We start from the raw sequence: 14674 nt of genomic DNA on the forward strand, positions 1-14674 counted from the left end.
CCCTGCCATCGACCAACCTCGATGAAATGGAGAGAGCCATGTCGAAGACATTCAAGATCACCCTCGCTACGGCCGCCGCGATGGCGTCGCTGGTCACCGCCGCCCCGATGGCGGCTTCCGCCCAGGCCAACGGCATCACCAACTGTGACGCCCCTGGCGGACGTCAGACGGCCGGCGCCCTGATCGGCGGCGTGCTCGGCGGCGTGGTGGGTTCCAACCTCGCCCGTAACGAGCGCACGGCCGGCACCATCGTCGGCGCCGGCGCCGGCGCAGCGGCCGGGTCCTACATCGGCTGTAACCAGCAGCGCGCCCGCGCGGCCTCGGCCCAGGGCCAGTACCGCGCCACCTCGAACCTGCGCATCCGCTCGGGTCCGGGCACCAACTACGGCACGCGCGGCACCCTGGCCGCTGGTCAGCGCTTCAGCGCCATCGGCTCCTCGGGCGAATGGGTCCAGATCGCCGGCGGCGGCTGGGTGAACGCCCACTACGTCACGACCAACTAAGGTCGGCGTGAGCCAGACAGGGAAGGCCGCCTCGCGAGAGGCGGCTTTTTCTTTGGGCGCTAACGCTCACCGCGCGGCGGTTCGCCGCTTGAGCGTCTTTGCTATTGGGCGCTACCGCTCGCGACACGGTCGCTCGCTGCTTGAGCGCGCGACCTACTGGCTGACCCAGAGGATCCGCGCCATCCAGACCACCTCGCGGCGGGGCAGAACGCGGGGCGGGTAGGCGGGGTTGATCGAGCCCAGGGTGACGCCGCGCGCCGTCACGGCCAGAAGCTCCTTGGCCACCGTCTCTCCGCCCAGGGTGCGAACCACGACCCGGTCGCCCTTGCGCACGTCCGTCGCGGTGGGATCGACGATGACCCGGTCGCCCTCGCGATAGAGGGGGATCATGGAATCCCCGGTGATCCTGAGGCTGAACAGCCCGTCTTTCAGGCGCGGCAGTTCCGTCTGGTCCCAGCCCTCGCCCGTCGGCAGGCCGGCGTCGTCGAAGAAGCCGTCGGCGCCCGCCTGGGCCAGGCCCAGCAGGGGGATGGTCGCCGGCGGGGCGTCGTCATCAGCGAGAGCGGCGAACTCGCCCAGCGAGATCCGCGTCGCCTCCAGTATCCGCATCAGGCTCTCGGTCGAGGGCCAGCGCGGCCGAGGCGGATCCGCCGGTCCCGAGGACGGCCCGAAGCGTTTCGACGGATTGAAGCTGGTGGCGTCCAGTCCTGCGCGTTTGGCCAGGCCTGAGGGCGACAGGCCCTCGCGCCGCGCCAGATTGTCGACGGCCTTCCAGAGCTTGGCGTGGGACAGGGGCATGACACGGGCTTCCGGCGTATGAGTCGCCACAATACACAGGAATAAATGCCTAGGCCAGTGCGGTCGGCTTCGGTTGGAGCTGGAGCCCTATTCCAGTCCGGCGGCGCGGCGTTCCTGCCAGGCCCAGAAGGTGCCGACGGCCAGGGCGATCAGCACGCCATATCCCGCCAGATTGACCACGGTCAGGAAGGCGGCGGACGACGGGCGCACGTCCACGATCGACAGGACATGGCTGGTCACGACCAGCAGTTGGCAGGCGGCGGCCCAGACCGGCCAGACGCGCCGGGACTTCCACACCAGGGCGGCCAGCACGACCAGCATCACCACATCGATGGCGAAGACGCCCCACTGCACCTGGAACACCTTGCCGTCGCCCTGGGCGAGCAGGGAGGCGAACCAGCCGAGCACATAGGCGCCGGCGGCGAGGCGTTCTGGCTCGTCGCCCTTCCAGAATGCGAACAGACAGATCGCGACCACAAAGACCGCGCCGATCTGTGACCACAGGGTATCAAACATCAAAACGCCCCCGCGCCGAATGACGCGAGGGCGATAATGTAACGAGTCTGGCCAATCCGGAATGACCGGAAGCCTACATTACGTCGAATTCAGACAGCGCGCAGGCGCGTGGTGATGCCGACGCCGGTGGGCTTCTCGCCGCCGCCGATCGGGGTTTCCCAATCGTCGGGCTTGTTCAGCGGGCCGACGGCATAAATGCCCCAGCCGAGCTTGCGGTGATCTTTTTGCATTTCGGCGTGGCAGGCCACGATGGCCTCACGCGCGGTGCTCAGAGCCGCGATGGTTTCCATCGCCTTGGCTTGCGAGCCGGAAGCCGTGACCGCGGACAGCGACAGGGCGGCGCGGGCGCCGATCATCGACTGAACCAGGGTCGTGGCCTGGGTGATCGCGGTATCGATAGCGTTTTCAGTAGCATGCAGTTCGCCGGCGACGCTGGCGACAACTTCAGAACGATCCATAGTACCCCTCCTAAGCAACAGGTAAAAATATCCTTAACACGTTTCAGGAGAGTCCGGTAGGGATTTGTTTACCCTAAGCGGGAGCGTCGCCGTTAGGCGAGGGAGCGGGAGGCGGGCTTGCGGCGTCTCGGTCCGCCGCCGATCAGGGGGGTGTCTTCGGGCTTGTCCAGCGGGCCGACGGCGGTTTCGTCCAGTCCGATGCGGCGGGCGACGTCGGCGAGGGTCTGGTGCGCCCGCGCCAGATGGAGGCGGGCACGGTTCACCGCCTTGGCCGGAGCGGCCTGGCCGCCGCCGGCGGGGGCGAGCGCCGTCAGGGCCTGGGCTTCGACGAGGGCCACCTCGACTGCGGCCTCGGCGGCGTGCAGGCTCCCGGTCACCTTGAGGCCGGCTGAAATACGGGCCGCTGCGTCGCGGCCGAAAGCCTTTGAAACCATATCCGCCCCCCGGATGACCCAGCGTCACCCCGTGAGACAATCATGGGTGGCTCGGGACCGCAATTACTCGTTGCTGTCGTCCAGCAGGAAGTTGGCGACCAGGGTGGCGATCGGCTGGCTTTCGTCCTCCTGCCAGGCCTCGGCCAGCACGTGGGCGACGCGGCGGCCGGCGCGAGAGATATGGGCCCGCGCCAGCACGTCCACCGGCCGGCCCGAGCGCAGATAGGAGACGGTGACGTTGATCGGCCGGGGCAGACGAAGGCGCGGATAAGCCAGGGCCACCTGGGCGATGGCGGTCATCTCCAGCAGGGCCGCGGTAGAGCCGCCGTGCAGGGCCGGCAGCAGGGGGTTGCCGATCAGCTTGTCGGCGAAGGGCATGACCACGGTCAGGACCTCCTCCTCGACCCGGCCCTCAAGGCCGAGGAAGCGGGCGTAGGGCAGGCGTTGCAGCAGTTCGCTCATCGGGCCGCTCCCTCCGTGCGCGGCTTCAGATTGGCGCCGGTCCGGTGCGAGGCGTTTTCCGTGATCACATAGGCGGACTGAGCGGCGGCGACCGGATCGCCGGGGCCGTCATCCGCTCCGGCCTCGAAGGCCCAGGCGCGGACGAAGGCGATGTTGCGCGTCACCTTGAAGCAGTGGGCCTCGGCGATCAGGTCGGTCTTCGGCCGCGCCGCCCGCATATAGTCGACGCGCAGATCCAGGGTCGCGATGTTCTGGAAACCGCCCAGGGCCACCCAGGTCGCCAGGCCGCCGACATGGTCCAGCATGGTGGTGACCAGCCCGCCGGCCAGCACGCCCGTGTCGGGATCTCCGACCAGATCCTCGCGCCATGGCGTGCGCAGCCTCACGATCTGACCCTCGACGCTTTCCAGCCTGAAGCCCAGCGCCTGGGTGTGGGCGGCGCCGCCGGCCAACTGAGGCAGAATCTCTGTCAGGAACGTATCGCTCATCCATCCGTCCTTATCGGGCGCGGCCTTGCGCGCAAGCCCCGGATGCCGACCTTAAAGCCCATGATCCGTTTCGAGGACCTGCTGAAGCCGACGCCCGCGGGGCTCTATTGCCCGCCCGGCGATTTCTATATCGACCCGGTCCGGCCGGTGGAGCGGGCGGTGATCACCCACGGCCATTCGGACCACGCGCGGGCGGGCCACGGCGCGGTCCTGGCCACGCCCCAGACCCTGGCCATCATGGCCGAGCGCTATGGCGAGGACTTCACCGTCGCACGTCAGGCCGCGCCCTACGGCCAGACGACGGCGATCAACGGCGTCGATATCCGGCTGGTCCCCGCGGGCCATGTCCTCGGCTCGGCCCAGGCGGTGGTCAGTTGGAAGGGGATCACCATGGTCGCCTCGGGCGACTACAAGCGCCGACGCGATCCGACCTGCGCCGGGTTCGAGCCTGTGCCCTGTCACGTCTTCATTTCCGAGGCGACCTTCGGCCTGCCGGTCTTCACCCACCCTCCGGACAGTGAGGAGGTCGGCCGACTGGTCCAGTCGCTGGGCCAGTTTCCCGACCGCGCCCATCTGGTCGGCGCCTATGCGCTCGGCAAGGCCCAGCGGGTGATCCGGCTGCTGCGCGAGGCGGGCTGGGAGCGACCCATCTATGTCCACGGCGCACTGGAGCGGCTGAACGCCCTCTATCAGCGCGAAGGCGTCGATCTTGGGCCGATCCTGCCGGCGACCGGCCTGCCGAAGGACTCGCTGGGCGGGGAGGTGGCCATCGCCCCGCCGTCGGCCATTCAGGACCGCTGGGCCCGGCGTTTCGCCGATCCGGTGACCGCCTTCGCCTCGGGCTGGATGGGCGTGAAGGCGCGGGCGCGGCAAAGGGGGGTGGAGCTGCCTCTGGTCATCTCGGACCACGCCGACTGGACCGAACTGACCACGACCTTCACCGAGTTGAAGCCCGAGGAAATCTGGATCACCCACGGCCGCGAGGAGGGGTTGTTGCGCTGGTGCGAGCTGAACGGCCAGACGGCGCGAGCGCTCAGACTGGTCGGCTATGACGAGGAGGACGAGGAGGCGCCGGTCGCGGAACCTGACCCGGTCCGTTAAGCGGCGCGAACTCGTTTGGGCGCGGCCTCGGCCGGAGCCAGGGTCTCGCCGGAGAGGGCGGCGTTCATGGCCATGCGCAGGCGCTCGGGCTTGATCGGCTTCTCGACGACGGCGGCCATGCCGATGGCCAGATAGGCCTTGGCGTCGTCCGGGTCGGCGTTGGCGGTCAGGGCCACGATCGGGATCTGGCTCTCGGGGCCGGTCAGGGCGCGGATGGCCTGGGTCGCCTGGACCCCGTCCATGCGCGGCATCTTGATGTCCATCAGGATCAGGTCGAACGGACGGGCCTGGACGGCTTCAAGGGCCTCGAGGCCGTCTTCGGCGGTCTCGGAGCTGCAGCCGAACATCTCGCATAGCGCCTGGGCCACGACGCGGTTGGTGGCGTTGTCATCGACGATCAGGATGTGCGGATTGGCCTGGAGCTCCAGCTCGGCCAGGGCCTGGACATTGGACTGGGCGTCGGCCTGGGCGACGGTGCGCGGGGCGGCGAAGTCGAAGGCGAAGGTGGCGCCGCGACCGGCGTTGTTCTCGGCCCAGATCCGGCCTTCCATGCGCTCGACGATCTGGCGGCAGATCGACAGGCCGAGGCCCGCGCCGTCGGGGCCTGAGCCGTGCACGAAGGGTTCGAAGATGGCGTCCACGCGCCCGGCGTCGACGCCGGGGCCGTCGTCGCGGACGCGGGCCTCCATGCGGATTTCCGAGCCGTCGACCCAGGCCTTGAGGCGGGCCTCGACCATGCCGTTGCGGGCGAATTTCAGGGCGTTGCCGATCAGGTTGTTGAACACCTGCTTGATCCGTATCGGATCGATCTCGGCGGCCAGTTCGGTGTCGCCTTCGTAGCCGACCATCAGGGTCACGCCGTCCTGCGAGGCGCGCGGCGCCCACAGCTGCTCGACGTCGTCCATCAGGGCGCGCAGCGGGGTGGCGACCGGCGACAGCTCCAGCTCGCCGGCCTCGGCGCGCGACAGGTCCAGCGCGTCCTGCAGGATGCGGATCAGGGTCTCGGACGAGTCGACGATCGTCTGGACATGGGCGTGGGCCTGGTCGTTGAGTGGCTGGCGACGCAGCAGTTCGGCGACGGCGAGGACGCCGTTCATCGGGGTGCGCAGCTCGTGGCTCATGATGGCCAGGAACTGGCTCTTGGCGCGGGCCGAGGCCAGGGCCTGGGCCTTGGAGTCGGTCAGGGCGCGCTGCTGGTCGGCCAGTTCGGCGTTCTGGCGGCGCTGCTGGTCGTTGATGGCCTGAAGCAGGGAGACGGCGGTGCCCACCCCGCGATAGCGGCCGTCGCGGGTGACGATGAAACCGCGCATCAGGGCGCCGGGCCCGCCCTTGAGCATGATGTCGCAGAAGGCGTCGATGGCGACGCCGGCCTCGACCACGGCGGGCTCGGAATCCATGACATAGGTCACGGGGCGGCCGGAGTAGAGGGCATGGCCGAAGGGGCCGGCGATCTTGATCAGGAAGGCGTTGCGTTCGACCAGGCCGACCGGGCGGCCGTCGTCGACGACGGGAATGACGAGGGTGTCCGGCTCACGGTGAAAGCGCGCGAAAACCTCGCTCGCCAGCACATCGGGCGCGATGGGTTCGGCTCGTTCCGTGAGGACTTCGATGGTCGGCATACTGGCCGGGACTCCGTTCTACGCTGTGGACAATGGCTGAAAACCATTTTCAGAAGGGTTAAGCGGGGAGGGATTTTCTCAGATTGAGAAAATTGCCTGTTCGGCCAATGGGTCAGTCGTGGCGTGAACTGGCGCTTTTTGCGCCGGGACCCCATTTGGTGTATGGCGAGAGCCGAAGTTTCATCCTGAAAGCGACCCGAATGCGCGCGGCCGACCGGCCGACCGCAGATTTGTCATGAGCGATTTCCAGAATTCTCCCTCTTCGTCCGCCCTCGTCCTGTTCTCGGGCGGGCAGGACAGCGCCACCTGCTTGGCCTGGGCGCTGGAGCGGTATGAGCGCGTCGAGACCGTCGGCTTCGACTACGGCCAGCGCCATTCGGTCGAGATGCAGGCCCGCCAACGGGTCCGCGACGGCATGGCCAGGGTCCTGCCCGAATTGGCCGACCGGCTGGGCCCCGACCACATCGTCGACCTGACCGGCTTCGGCGCCATCGGCGAGACGGCCATGACCACGGACCGCGCCATCGAGATCGGCGCGCGGGGTTTGCCCAACACCTTCGTGCCCGGCCGCAACCTGGTCTTCCTGACCTGCGCCGCGGCGCTCGCCGACCGGCGGGGGCTGGAGGTGCTGGTCGGCGGCATGTGCGAGACCGACTTCTCGGGCTATCCCGACTGCCGCCGCGCCACCATCGACGCCATGTCCAGCGCCCTGACGCTGGGCCTCGACAAGCCTGTGCCGATCGACACCCCGCTTATGGCCCTGACCAAGGCCCAGACCTGGGCCCTGGCGCAACGGCTGGGCGGCCAACGGCTGGTCGAGCTGATCGTCGAGGAGAGCCACACCTGCTACCTCGGCGACCGGTCGCATCGGCACGTCTGGGGCTTCGGCTGCGGAACCTGCCCGGCCTGCGAACTGCGCGCCGCCGGATACGCCGAATGGGCCGCCGAATGACCTATGCGGTCAAGGAGGCCTTCCTGACGGTGCAGGGTGAGGGCGGACAGGCGGGGCGGCCCGCCGTCTTCCTGCGTTTCGCCGGCTGCAATCTGTGGAACGGGCTGGAGCGCGACCGGGCCACGGCCGTCTGTTCGTTCTGCGACACGGACTTCGTCGGGGTGGACGGCGACGGCGGCGGCAAATTCGTTGACGCCGAGGCCCTGGCCGATCACGTGGCCTCGTTCTGGCGCGGCCGCGAGGGCGATCCGCGGCTGGTGGTCTGTACCGGCGGCGAGCCCCTGCTGCAGCTGGACGCTCCCCTGATCGCGGCGCTCAAGGCGCGCGGTTTCGACATCGCGGTCGAGACCAACGGCACGGTCGCCGCGCCCGAGGGCATCGACTGGATCTGCGTCAGCCCCAAGGCCGACGCGGCCGTGGTCCAGACCTCCGGCGCCGAGCTGAAGCTGGTCTATCCGCAGGCGCTGGCCCAGCCGGACCGGTTCGAGGGGCTCGATTTCGAGCGTTTCTGGCTGCAGCCGATGGACGGACCGGACCAGGCCGCCAACACCGAGGCGGCCATCGAATACTGCCTGACGCACCCGCAGTGGAGGCTCAGCGTCCAGACCCACAAATACATTGGCGTGCGTTGAATGACCGAGTTTGAAATCACCAAGGCCGCGACGTTCGACGCCGCGCACCACTTCCCCAACGAGCCCGAGGGCAGCATCTATCGCCGGATGCATGGCCATTCGTTCCAGGTCGAGGCGACCGTGAAGGGAACGACGCTGGACGGTCACGGCTGGGTCGCGGACCTCGGCGCCCTGGATCGCGCCCTGAAGGCGGCGGCGGAGGAGCTGGATCACGGCCTGCTGAACGACAAGCCCGGGCTGGAGCTGCCGACGCTGGAGCATCTGTGCCTGTGGTTCGCCAACCGGCTGAAGCCCGACTGGCCGGGCCTGTCGCGCATCACCGTGGCGCGGCCGACGATCCATGAGCGGTGCACCCTGACCCTCTGAACGGGCGCTCTGATACGCAAAGGCCGCCGGGCGAACCGGCGGCCTTCTTCGTATCTGGCGACCCCTAGTTCGGGGTCGTGGATTGCGGGCGCTGGCTTGAGCCGTTGGCGCTCGCACTGGCGCCGAGGCTGACCGAGGCGCCGTTGCGGTCGGCCGAGGCCGAGCCGTTGGCCGAGCCCGAGCCCGAGCCGCCGGCGTCGATCTGACGGCCGCGCGGGGTGGTCACCGAACCCGCGCCATTGCCCGAACCCGAGCCCGAGGCGGACACGCCCGAGCCGGAGGCGGCGTTGGCCGCGCCGCTCAGGGCGCCGGAGGCCGAACCGCTGGCCGACGAGCCGAGGCCTTGGGCGGTCGAGGCCGCCGAACCGGCGGCGCCTTGAGCGGTCGAGACGCCGCTGGCGGCGGTGGAGGCGGCGCGGTCGCGGGCCGCATTGGCGGTGCGCTCGGCCCGGGCGCGGGCCTGGGCGGCGCGGGCTTCAGCGCGGGCCGCGGCGCGTTCGGCGCGGGTCATGGTCTGGTCCACGGCGCCGGTGACGCCCGAGCCGTTGACCGTGCCGTTCAGCATGCCCGAACCGGTCAGATTGCCCCCGACCCCGCCGAGGCCGCCGCCGATCTGGCCGCCGAGGCCACCACCCAGGCCGCCGCCGCCGCCCAGGATCTGGGCCTGTGCGCCGCCCGCCAGGGTCAGGGTGAAGGCGGCGGCGGTGATCAGCATCATGGACTTGCGCATTGGTGTCTCCTTGCGATTTCGCGGGCGGTTGATCCGTCCTCACAGGGTCCAACGACGGGCCATTCGGGTTTCATCCCGGCCCCTCAACTTTTTTCCGGATCGCCTAGTTGGCCAGTCGCTGGCGGGCGCCGACGGCGTCGGGAGCGGTGCGCAGGGTCTCGCCGACGAGCCCTTGGCCATAGACGGGATCGGGACCGCGCTGGCCCAGATCGCGGGCCGAGCGTTCGAGGGAGGACAGGCTCTCGCCCGCCAGCAGGCCGGCGACGAGGGGAGAGGCGAACGAGGCGCCGCGCACCGTGACCCAGCTTCCGGCGACACCCGCCGCCGCCATGTCGGAGCCCGGCGCCGACAGGTCGACCTGCGACCCCCGTCCGGCCTCGGGCAGGATGCGGTCGCGGCGATCGACCGGGGCGACCCCGACCACGCCGTCATAGGCGGCCGGATAGAGGGGCGGTGCAGCCGGGCCGTCATTGCCGACGGCGGCGACCAGGGTCAGGCCGCGCGCCTCGGCCTGCCGCACCGCCGCCTGGACGAGGGCGTTCCTCGGGCCGACGAGGCTGATGTTGACCACCTGCACCCGGCTTTCGACCATCCACGACAGGGCCTCGGCCAGATCCGTGGAGGAGCCGCCCGCGGGGCTGCCGCCATAGACGTCGGCGACGAAGAGGGCCGCGCCGGGAGCGGCGCCGCTGAAGTCGGCGGTGCGGCCGACCATCAGGGAGGCGACGGCGAGGCCGTGGGCTCCCATGCGCGGCGGCCCGGCGAAGCCGCGCTGGATCAGGCGGGAACCGACGAGGGCCGGGTGCGTGGCCTCGACGCCTGTGTCGATCAGGCCGAGGCGGACCGAGCTTGAGGCTTGTGGCGGCGGGATCGAAGGAGCGGCTGGGGGCAGCGCAGGTTCGAGCACGCCCGCCGGCTGGTGTACATGGTTGAAGGCGTAGTCGCCGGTCGGGTCGAGCCGTTGCAGCCGCTGCAGGGCGCGGCTGAGCGACTGGCCACGCGGCGGGGCGAGGACGACGGTGGTCAGGTCCAGCGCCTCAAGCCGTTCTTCACGGACCACGGTGAAGCCCTCGCCGAGGGCCGCGCGCCGGGCTTCGGCGGTCATGCCGACGGCGACCAGTTCGCCGCTGACGACGGGCCAGCCCTGCGGATCGGCCTCCAGCGCCCCGCGCGAGCGGCGGATCAGGGCGGTCAGACGCGACGGGGCGCGCAGCGCATCCTCCGCGCCGTCCTGTAGCCGGCCGGTCAGGGCGTCGACGCGGCTGGTCGCATCGCCGACCGTGTCGCGAAGGGTTGAGGGAATCTGGCCGAGCCCGCCGCTCACGCCTCCGCCCGGCAAGCCGACCTGGGCTATGGCCAGGTTCGGGGCGGGCGCCGCCAGGGCCAGGGTCGTGAGCAGAATCGTCAGGGTTTTCAGCGTGCGGGAAATGGTCGTGGCTCCGTGCCCGTTGAGTGAAAGCCATTGGCGCGGCGGCGGCAATGACGGAATAAGCATCCTGCGGGATGAAACGTCGGAGCCCGGTCGTTTCATCCCACATGACCGAGGAACGCCTTTGGACGCCTTTCAGACCGGGCTCGTGGAGCTGTTGCCGCGACTGCGACGCTTCGCGCGCGCCCTCGTCGGCTCGGACGCCGACGCCCAGGACCTGGTGCAGGAGACGATCGAGCGGGCGCTGTCGAAGCGTTCGGGCTTTCGCGAGGGCACGCGGCTGGACAGCTGGACCTTCACCATCATGAGACGGATCTTCATCGATCAGGGCCGCTCCCGCACCCGCTGGGGCAAGGTGGTGTCGCCCGAGGACGACTTCACCGCCGCCGTGCCGGACGCCGCCATGGCCGGGGAGGGCCTGCGGCTCGACGCCCTGGCGGCGCGCGGCGCGATCCTGGCCCTGCCCGAGGAACAGAGGCTGGCGGTGGCCCTGGTGCTCATCGACGGGCTTTCCTATGCCGAGGCCGCGCGGGTGCTGGACGTGCCCGAGGGGACCCTGACCAGCCGTCTGGTGCGCGGACGCCAGACCCTGATCCAGACGCTGACCGAACAGGGAGTGAGCGCATGACGCAGTTTGACGACGAGACCCTGATGCGCCGCGCCGACGGCGAGCTGTCGCCCGAGCGGGCCGCCGAGGTCGATGCGGCGGCGGCGGCCGATCCGGCTCTGGCTGCACGGCTGGCGGCGTTCCGGAGCGACCGGACGACGGCGCGTGAGGCCTTTCCCATCGCCCCCGATCCGCGCGACGCCGATCTGATGCGGATGATCGGAGGCGGCGCGAAGGCGAAGGCGTCGTCCGGATGGACCGAGCGGCTGAAGGCGGCGTTCGCGCCCCAGTCGGCCCCGATCTGGGGCGGGCTGGCGACGGCCTGTTTCGTCGGCGGGCTGGCCCTCGGCTGGCTGGGAATGCGGCCGACGCCCGAGGGCTTCGCCGTCCAGCCGGGCGGGGTGATCGCCGACGCCGGTCTGGTCCGTGTGCTGGACCAGAGGCTGGCGGCCGACGGCGCCGACGGCCAGGGCCGGGCCATCGGCCTGACCTTCCGCGACGCCGAGGGCCGCTGGTGCCGCACCTTCCAGGCCGGCGAGGCCGGTGTTGCGGGCCTGGCCTGCCGCCGCGACGGCCATTGGGCGGTGCAGGCCCTGGCGCCGTTCGAGGCAGGCTCGACCGAGGTCCGCACGGCCTCGTCGGACACGCCCGCCGTGGTCCTCGCCGCCGTCGATGCGACCCTGGCCGGGGAGACGGTCGCGGGCGAGGAAGAAGCGAAGGCGCGGGCGGCGGGCTGGAAGTAGAGTCCGCCGGTTCATTCGTTGGGACCGAGCTTGCGACTCCCGAAAGGATTGGGCCGGTCGGTGTCGAAGATCGGGTTCCACAGGAACCAGTCGGCGGGAGGCTTGGGATGGCCCGAAGCGATGACCATGGCTTCGGCCTCGGCGAACTCGGCCTCGCCGCACATATGCACGCCCCGGGCGCGAGCTGTGGCCCAGACCATCTTGTGACAGGCGTTCTTGAAGGCCTTCATGACCTCGAAGCGGGCGCAGGCCTGAAGGAATTCGTCGTCCCACGGGCAGTCGAAGTAAGGGTCGTCCGCGGGGTTGTAGCGGACCCGGCGGGGGCGACCTTTGCGATCGGCGGGCATGGGGCTCTCCTCTGGGCGTGGGTGTGCGATCTCGCACCGGATCGGGCGAGTTGGGAGGCGAGCGGGACCGCCGGGCGACGCCCGGGAGGAAAATGGAATTACCGTTTCGACGCCGCTTTTTGGCCCCGCGCGAAGAGTTTCCGCGAACTTGCGTCAGGTGGCGGTTTTATCGCCTTACCGCAGCGTCCGCGACGGGCGGGGCCTGCTTGCGACAGGCTCCCCGGACCGGGCTCAGTATCCCCCTGGCCCCTACCCCGGATTGCTCCGGTTCTCCCGCTTCTCCGCATTCCGCCGCCAGACGGTCGCAAGGCCTCTGCGCCTCCCTGCGACGGAACGGGAGAATTATAGGCTGGGTTTGAGGTAGGGCGGGTTCGGGACGGTGAGATTTCCGCAAGGCCGCGAAATCGTTGGGATTGGTTGGGCGAATTGCGCGGGCTCCAGGATTCGGATGCCCGTAACCCTTACACCGCTCATCCCGGCGAATGCCGGGATCCAGATTCAGACGCTGTGCCTGCCGCAAGAGTGCTTTCCGCACGAAACTCCAGACAGCCGATGTGAATCTGGATCCCGGCATTCGCCGGGATGAGCGGTAGGGGGCGGCGGTGAATGGGGAGGGGCGGTGAGTGGGGGAGGAGCGGGGCGGGGTTCAGCCCGCCACCCACCCAGCAGCGCCGCGTTGACCGCCTCGGGCTGTTCGAGGCTCGACGCATGGCCGCAGTTGGGGACGACGACCAGTTTCGCGCCGGGGATGGCGGCGGCCATTTCCTGGGAGCGGTCGGGCGGTGTCAGGGCGTCGCGGTCGCCGACCAGAACCAGCGTCGGGACGGCGATGGCCGAGAGGTAGGGGCGGCTGTCGATGCGGTTGATGATGGCCGTCTGCTGGCGTTTGAAGGCCTCCGCGCCGACGGCCAGACCCATGCGAACCTGGGTCTCGATCAGCACGGAGTTATCGCGGTGGTCGGGGTGCAGCAGATTGGGCGCGATCTGGCGGATCACGCCTTCGAGGTCGCCGTCGTCGGAGCGTTCGATCAGGGTGCGACGCAGGGCCGACTGCTCAGCCGTGTCCGGCCGGGCGGCGGTGTCCATCAGGGCGAGCCTGAGCACCCGCTGCGGCGCCTGCCGCATGATCTCGAGCGCCAGATAGCCGCCCATCGACAGGCCGCCGAGGGCGAAGCGGGGCGGGGCGTCGCGCAGGATGGACGCCGCGATGGCCGCCATGCTGTCGCCCTCGGTCGAGGTCGCGACGGTCACCGGCCCGAGCGGCCACAGCGCCGGGATCTGGGGACCGAACAGCTCGGCGGTGCAGGCGAGGCCGGGGATGAGGAGGATGGGGGTCATGGGGCCAGCCTGACCTTCCGGTGTCGCGCTGTCTATCGTTTGATCAGGCTCATCGCCCCAAGCCGAACTTCCGGCGGATGACGGGGATCAGCTTCTCCTCGTCGGCCCCACAGGTCGCCTTGACGGCAGTCCACTCGGCGGGGGTCAGCGCGACGGCGCCCGGCTTTTCGGCGGCCTTCGCGGCGCGGGCGCGGCGGGCGGCGTTGGGGTGGGTGGCCGTGAACTCGGCCACGGTCGCCAGGTCGCCTTCGCCGTCGCCCTTGCCGAGGCGGGCGAAGAAGCTGGCCATGCCCTTTGACGACAGCCCCTCTTTCTGCAGCAACTGCTGGCCGCGGGCGTCGGCCTCGCTCTCGGCCTCGCGGCCGTAGCGCAGGTCGGTGGCCTGACCGGCGAGCAGGACCGCCTGCTGGCCCGCCCCAGAGCCTCCGCCGACCACGGCGTCGAGCAAAAGGCCAATGCCGAGGCTGCGCCACACGGCCTGCATGACGTGGCGCTTCTCGACGTGAGAGACCTCGTGGGCGATAACGGCTGACAGTTCGTCGGGCGATTTGGCGTCGCGGATCAGGTCGTCGGTGACCAGGATGGGCCCGCCGGGCAGGGCGAAGGCGTTCAGCATCGGGGCGTGGACGGCGCGCACCCGGATGTCGAAAGAGGTGTCGGTCCCGGCCGCGATCCGCTTGCCCAGATCGTGCAGCGCCCGCTGACCTTCGCGGCCCTCGCAGCGCTTGAAGGCGGCGCCAAGCTGGGCGTCGAAATTGCGGCCCATGCCGACCTCGAACGAGGGCGGGGTCGCCCGGGCCAGGGGGCCTGACAGGGCCGGGACGCCGAAGAAGACGAAGCCGACCGTGACGGCCGCGAAGGCCGTCAGCCCGACCACCAGCCCGGTCTCGACCCGCCGCCGATGGCGGGCGATGGCCTCGATATGGTCGCCCCCGATCCGCACCCATTCGGCCTCGGGCAGGATCAGCCGGGCGTCGCGGTTGGACCTGTGCGACAGCCGCGCCTCGTCGCCCTCCAAGACGAGGTTCAGCCCCTTGACCGACCAGGCGTAGGACCGGCCGTCGGCGACGATGCGGACGGTCGCCCCGTCCACCTCGACCTGCGCCGGTAGGGGCCGGGCGCTCCTTCCGTCCAGAAACCGGCCTTGCATC

General features: G+C 70.1%; 19 protein-coding genes. 7 read left to right on the plus strand and 12 right to left on the minus strand.

Features of this window, described 5'->3' with window-relative positions; translation table 11 throughout:
- The first annotated feature begins 38 nt into the window (after positions 1 to 38).
- Positions 39 to 503, plus strand: coding sequence for an SH3 domain-containing protein (locus IFJ75_RS01620; protein ID WP_207870841.1), 465 nt, complete (start codon positions 39 to 41; stop codon positions 501 to 503).
- 153 nt (positions 504 to 656) lie between these two features.
- On the opposite strand, the gene IFJ75_RS01625 is transcribed toward IFJ75_RS01620, so the two are convergent.
- The 6 genes from IFJ75_RS01625 to IFJ75_RS01650 form a co-directional block, all read right to left on the minus strand.
- The gene (locus IFJ75_RS01625; RefSeq protein WP_207870842.1) at positions 657 to 1301 is read right to left on the minus strand and encodes a S24 family peptidase; all 645 of its coding nucleotides are present in this window, start codon (positions 1299 to 1301) and stop codon (positions 657 to 659) included.
- An 87-nt stretch (positions 1302 to 1388) separates the two neighbouring features.
- Positions 1389 to 1817 (minus strand): hypothetical protein, encoded by a 429-nt coding sequence (locus IFJ75_RS01630; RefSeq protein ID WP_207870843.1) that lies wholly within the window; start codon positions 1815 to 1817, stop codon positions 1389 to 1391.
- Positions 1818 to 1906: 89 nt separating this feature from the next.
- Positions 1907 to 2275, minus strand: a complete 369-nt coding sequence (locus IFJ75_RS01635; protein WP_207870844.1) for a hypothetical protein — start codon at positions 2273 to 2275, stop codon at positions 1907 to 1909.
- Between the two features lie 92 nt (positions 2276 to 2367).
- Positions 2368 to 2709 (minus strand): hypothetical protein, encoded by a 342-nt coding sequence (locus IFJ75_RS01640; protein WP_207870845.1) that lies wholly within the window; start codon positions 2707 to 2709, stop codon positions 2368 to 2370.
- Between the two features lie 63 nt (positions 2710 to 2772).
- The gene (locus tag IFJ75_RS01645; protein ID WP_207870846.1) at positions 2773 to 3171 is read right to left on the minus strand and encodes a PaaI family thioesterase; all 399 of its coding nucleotides are present in this window, start codon (positions 3169 to 3171) and stop codon (positions 2773 to 2775) included.
- The gene (locus tag IFJ75_RS01650; protein ID WP_207870847.1) at positions 3168 to 3659 is read right to left on the minus strand and encodes a PaaI family thioesterase; all 492 of its coding nucleotides are present in this window, start codon (positions 3657 to 3659) and stop codon (positions 3168 to 3170) included. Before IFJ75_RS01650 ends, IFJ75_RS01645 begins: the two co-directional genes overlap by 4 nt.
- A gap of 60 nt (positions 3660 to 3719) precedes the next feature.
- On the opposite strand from IFJ75_RS01650, the gene IFJ75_RS01655 reads away from it, so the two are divergent.
- A complete protein-coding gene (locus IFJ75_RS01655) occupies positions 3720 to 4760 on the plus strand; it encodes a ligase-associated DNA damage response exonuclease (protein WP_207870848.1) in 1041 nt (346 codons plus the stop codon).
- Here IFJ75_RS01655 and IFJ75_RS01660 read toward each other — a convergent pair.
- Positions 4757 to 6379, minus strand: coding sequence for a response regulator (locus IFJ75_RS01660; RefSeq protein ID WP_207870849.1), 1623 nt, complete (start codon positions 6377 to 6379; stop codon positions 4757 to 4759). The two genes, IFJ75_RS01655 and IFJ75_RS01660, sit on opposite strands and share 4 nt — an antisense overlap.
- A gap of 235 nt (positions 6380 to 6614) precedes the next feature.
- Between IFJ75_RS01660 and queC the strand changes: the two genes are divergently transcribed.
- The 3 genes from queC to IFJ75_RS01675 are packed head-to-tail and all read left to right on the plus strand — an operon-like array spanning position 6615 to position 8329.
- The gene (queC, locus tag IFJ75_RS01665; protein ID WP_207870850.1) at positions 6615 to 7331 is read left to right on the plus strand and encodes a 7-cyano-7-deazaguanine synthase QueC; all 717 of its coding nucleotides are present in this window, start codon (positions 6615 to 6617) and stop codon (positions 7329 to 7331) included.
- On the plus strand, positions 7328 to 7963 hold the full coding sequence (gene queE / locus IFJ75_RS01670) for a 7-carboxy-7-deazaguanine synthase (protein ID WP_207932421.1): 636 nt from the start codon (positions 7328 to 7330) through the stop codon (positions 7961 to 7963). The genes queC and queE overlap by 4 nt, the downstream gene beginning before the upstream one ends.
- Positions 7964 to 8329 (plus strand): 6-pyruvoyl trahydropterin synthase family protein, encoded by a 366-nt coding sequence (locus IFJ75_RS01675; RefSeq protein WP_207870851.1) that lies wholly within the window; start codon positions 7964 to 7966, stop codon positions 8327 to 8329.
- 64 nt (positions 8330 to 8393) lie between these two features.
- On the opposite strand, the gene IFJ75_RS01680 is transcribed toward IFJ75_RS01675, so the two are convergent.
- Both IFJ75_RS01680 and IFJ75_RS01685 read right to left on the minus strand, forming a co-directional pair.
- Positions 8394 to 9059, minus strand: a complete 666-nt coding sequence (locus IFJ75_RS01680) for a hypothetical protein (RefSeq protein WP_207870852.1) — start codon at positions 9057 to 9059, stop codon at positions 8394 to 8396.
- A 103-nt stretch (positions 9060 to 9162) separates the two neighbouring features.
- Complete coding sequence (locus IFJ75_RS01685) at positions 9163 to 10554, minus strand: S8 family serine peptidase (protein ID WP_225896938.1); 1392 nt, start codon at positions 10552 to 10554, stop codon at positions 9163 to 9165.
- 82 nt (positions 10555 to 10636) lie between these two features.
- On the opposite strand from IFJ75_RS01685, the gene IFJ75_RS01690 reads away from it, so the two are divergent.
- Positions 10637 to 11116 (plus strand): RNA polymerase sigma factor, encoded by a 480-nt coding sequence (locus IFJ75_RS01690; RefSeq protein WP_225897078.1) that lies wholly within the window; start codon positions 10637 to 10639, stop codon positions 11114 to 11116.
- A complete protein-coding gene (locus IFJ75_RS01695) occupies positions 11113 to 11838 on the plus strand; it encodes a hypothetical protein (protein WP_207870854.1) in 726 nt (241 codons plus the stop codon). Before IFJ75_RS01690 ends, IFJ75_RS01695 begins: the two co-directional genes overlap by 4 nt.
- A gap of 11 nt (positions 11839 to 11849) precedes the next feature.
- Here IFJ75_RS01695 and IFJ75_RS01700 read toward each other — a convergent pair whose 3' ends face one another.
- The 3 genes from IFJ75_RS01700 to IFJ75_RS01710 form a co-directional block, all read right to left on the minus strand.
- Positions 11850 to 12185, minus strand: a complete 336-nt coding sequence (locus tag IFJ75_RS01700) for a hypothetical protein (RefSeq protein ID WP_207870855.1) — start codon at positions 12183 to 12185, stop codon at positions 11850 to 11852.
- 498 nt (positions 12186 to 12683) lie between these two features.
- Positions 12684 to 13523, minus strand: coding sequence for an alpha/beta fold hydrolase (locus tag IFJ75_RS01705; protein ID WP_207870856.1), 840 nt, complete (start codon positions 13521 to 13523; stop codon positions 12684 to 12686).
- A gap of 49 nt (positions 13524 to 13572) precedes the next feature.
- Complete coding sequence (locus IFJ75_RS01710) at positions 13573 to 14673, minus strand: M48 family metallopeptidase (RefSeq protein WP_207870857.1); 1101 nt, start codon at positions 14671 to 14673, stop codon at positions 13573 to 13575.
- Position 14674: the final 1 nt, after the last annotated feature.

Source organism: Brevundimonas goettingensis (genome assembly GCF_017487405.1).
Taxonomy (GTDB): domain Bacteria; phylum Pseudomonadota; class Alphaproteobacteria; order Caulobacterales; family Caulobacteraceae; genus Brevundimonas; species Brevundimonas goettingensis.

Excerpts from the sequence above, each read along its gene's own strand:
- IFJ75_RS01620 (WP_207870841.1), top strand. The coding sequence starts at position 39 with ATGTCGAAGACATTCAAGATCACCCTCGCTACGGCCGCCGCGATGGCG.
- IFJ75_RS01625 (WP_207870842.1), bottom strand. The coding sequence starts at position 1,301 with ATGCCCCTGTCCCACGCCAAGCTCTGGAAGGCCGTCGACAATCTGGCG.
- IFJ75_RS01630 (WP_207870843.1), bottom strand. The coding sequence starts at position 1,817 with ATGTTTGATACCCTGTGGTCACAGATCGGCGCGGTCTTTGTGGTCGCG.
- IFJ75_RS01635 (WP_207870844.1), bottom strand. The coding sequence starts at position 2,275 with ATGGATCGTTCTGAAGTTGTCGCCAGCGTCGCCGGCGAACTGCATGCT.
- IFJ75_RS01640 (WP_207870845.1), bottom strand. The coding sequence starts at position 2,709 with ATGGTTTCAAAGGCTTTCGGCCGCGACGCAGCGGCCCGTATTTCAGCC.
- IFJ75_RS01645 (WP_207870846.1), bottom strand. The coding sequence starts at position 3,171 with ATGAGCGAACTGCTGCAACGCCTGCCCTACGCCCGCTTCCTCGGCCTT.
- IFJ75_RS01650 (WP_207870847.1), bottom strand. The coding sequence starts at position 3,659 with ATGAGCGATACGTTCCTGACAGAGATTCTGCCTCAGTTGGCCGGCGGC.
- IFJ75_RS01655 (WP_207870848.1), top strand. The coding sequence starts at position 3,720 with ATGATCCGTTTCGAGGACCTGCTGAAGCCGACGCCCGCGGGGCTCTAT.
- IFJ75_RS01660 (WP_207870849.1), bottom strand. The coding sequence starts at position 6,379 with ATGCCGACCATCGAAGTCCTCACGGAACGAGCCGAACCCATCGCGCCC.
- queC (WP_207870850.1), top strand. The coding sequence starts at position 6,615 with ATGAGCGATTTCCAGAATTCTCCCTCTTCGTCCGCCCTCGTCCTGTTC.
- queE (WP_207932421.1), top strand. The coding sequence starts at position 7,328 with ATGACCTATGCGGTCAAGGAGGCCTTCCTGACGGTGCAGGGTGAGGGC.
- IFJ75_RS01675 (WP_207870851.1), top strand. The coding sequence starts at position 7,964 with ATGACCGAGTTTGAAATCACCAAGGCCGCGACGTTCGACGCCGCGCAC.
- IFJ75_RS01680 (WP_207870852.1), bottom strand. The coding sequence starts at position 9,059 with ATGCGCAAGTCCATGATGCTGATCACCGCCGCCGCCTTCACCCTGACC.
- IFJ75_RS01685 (WP_225896938.1), bottom strand. The coding sequence starts at position 10,554 with ATGCTTATTCCGTCATTGCCGCCGCCGCGCCAATGGCTTTCACTCAAC.
- IFJ75_RS01695 (WP_207870854.1), top strand. The coding sequence starts at position 11,113 with ATGACGCAGTTTGACGACGAGACCCTGATGCGCCGCGCCGACGGCGAG.
- IFJ75_RS01700 (WP_207870855.1), bottom strand. The coding sequence starts at position 12,185 with ATGCCCGCCGATCGCAAAGGTCGCCCCCGCCGGGTCCGCTACAACCCC.
- IFJ75_RS01705 (WP_207870856.1), bottom strand. The coding sequence starts at position 13,523 with ATGACCCCCATCCTCCTCATCCCCGGCCTCGCCTGCACCGCCGAGCTG.
- IFJ75_RS01710 (WP_207870857.1), bottom strand. The coding sequence starts at position 14,673 with ATGCAAGGCCGGTTTCTGGACGGAAGGAGCGCCCGGCCCCTACCGGCG.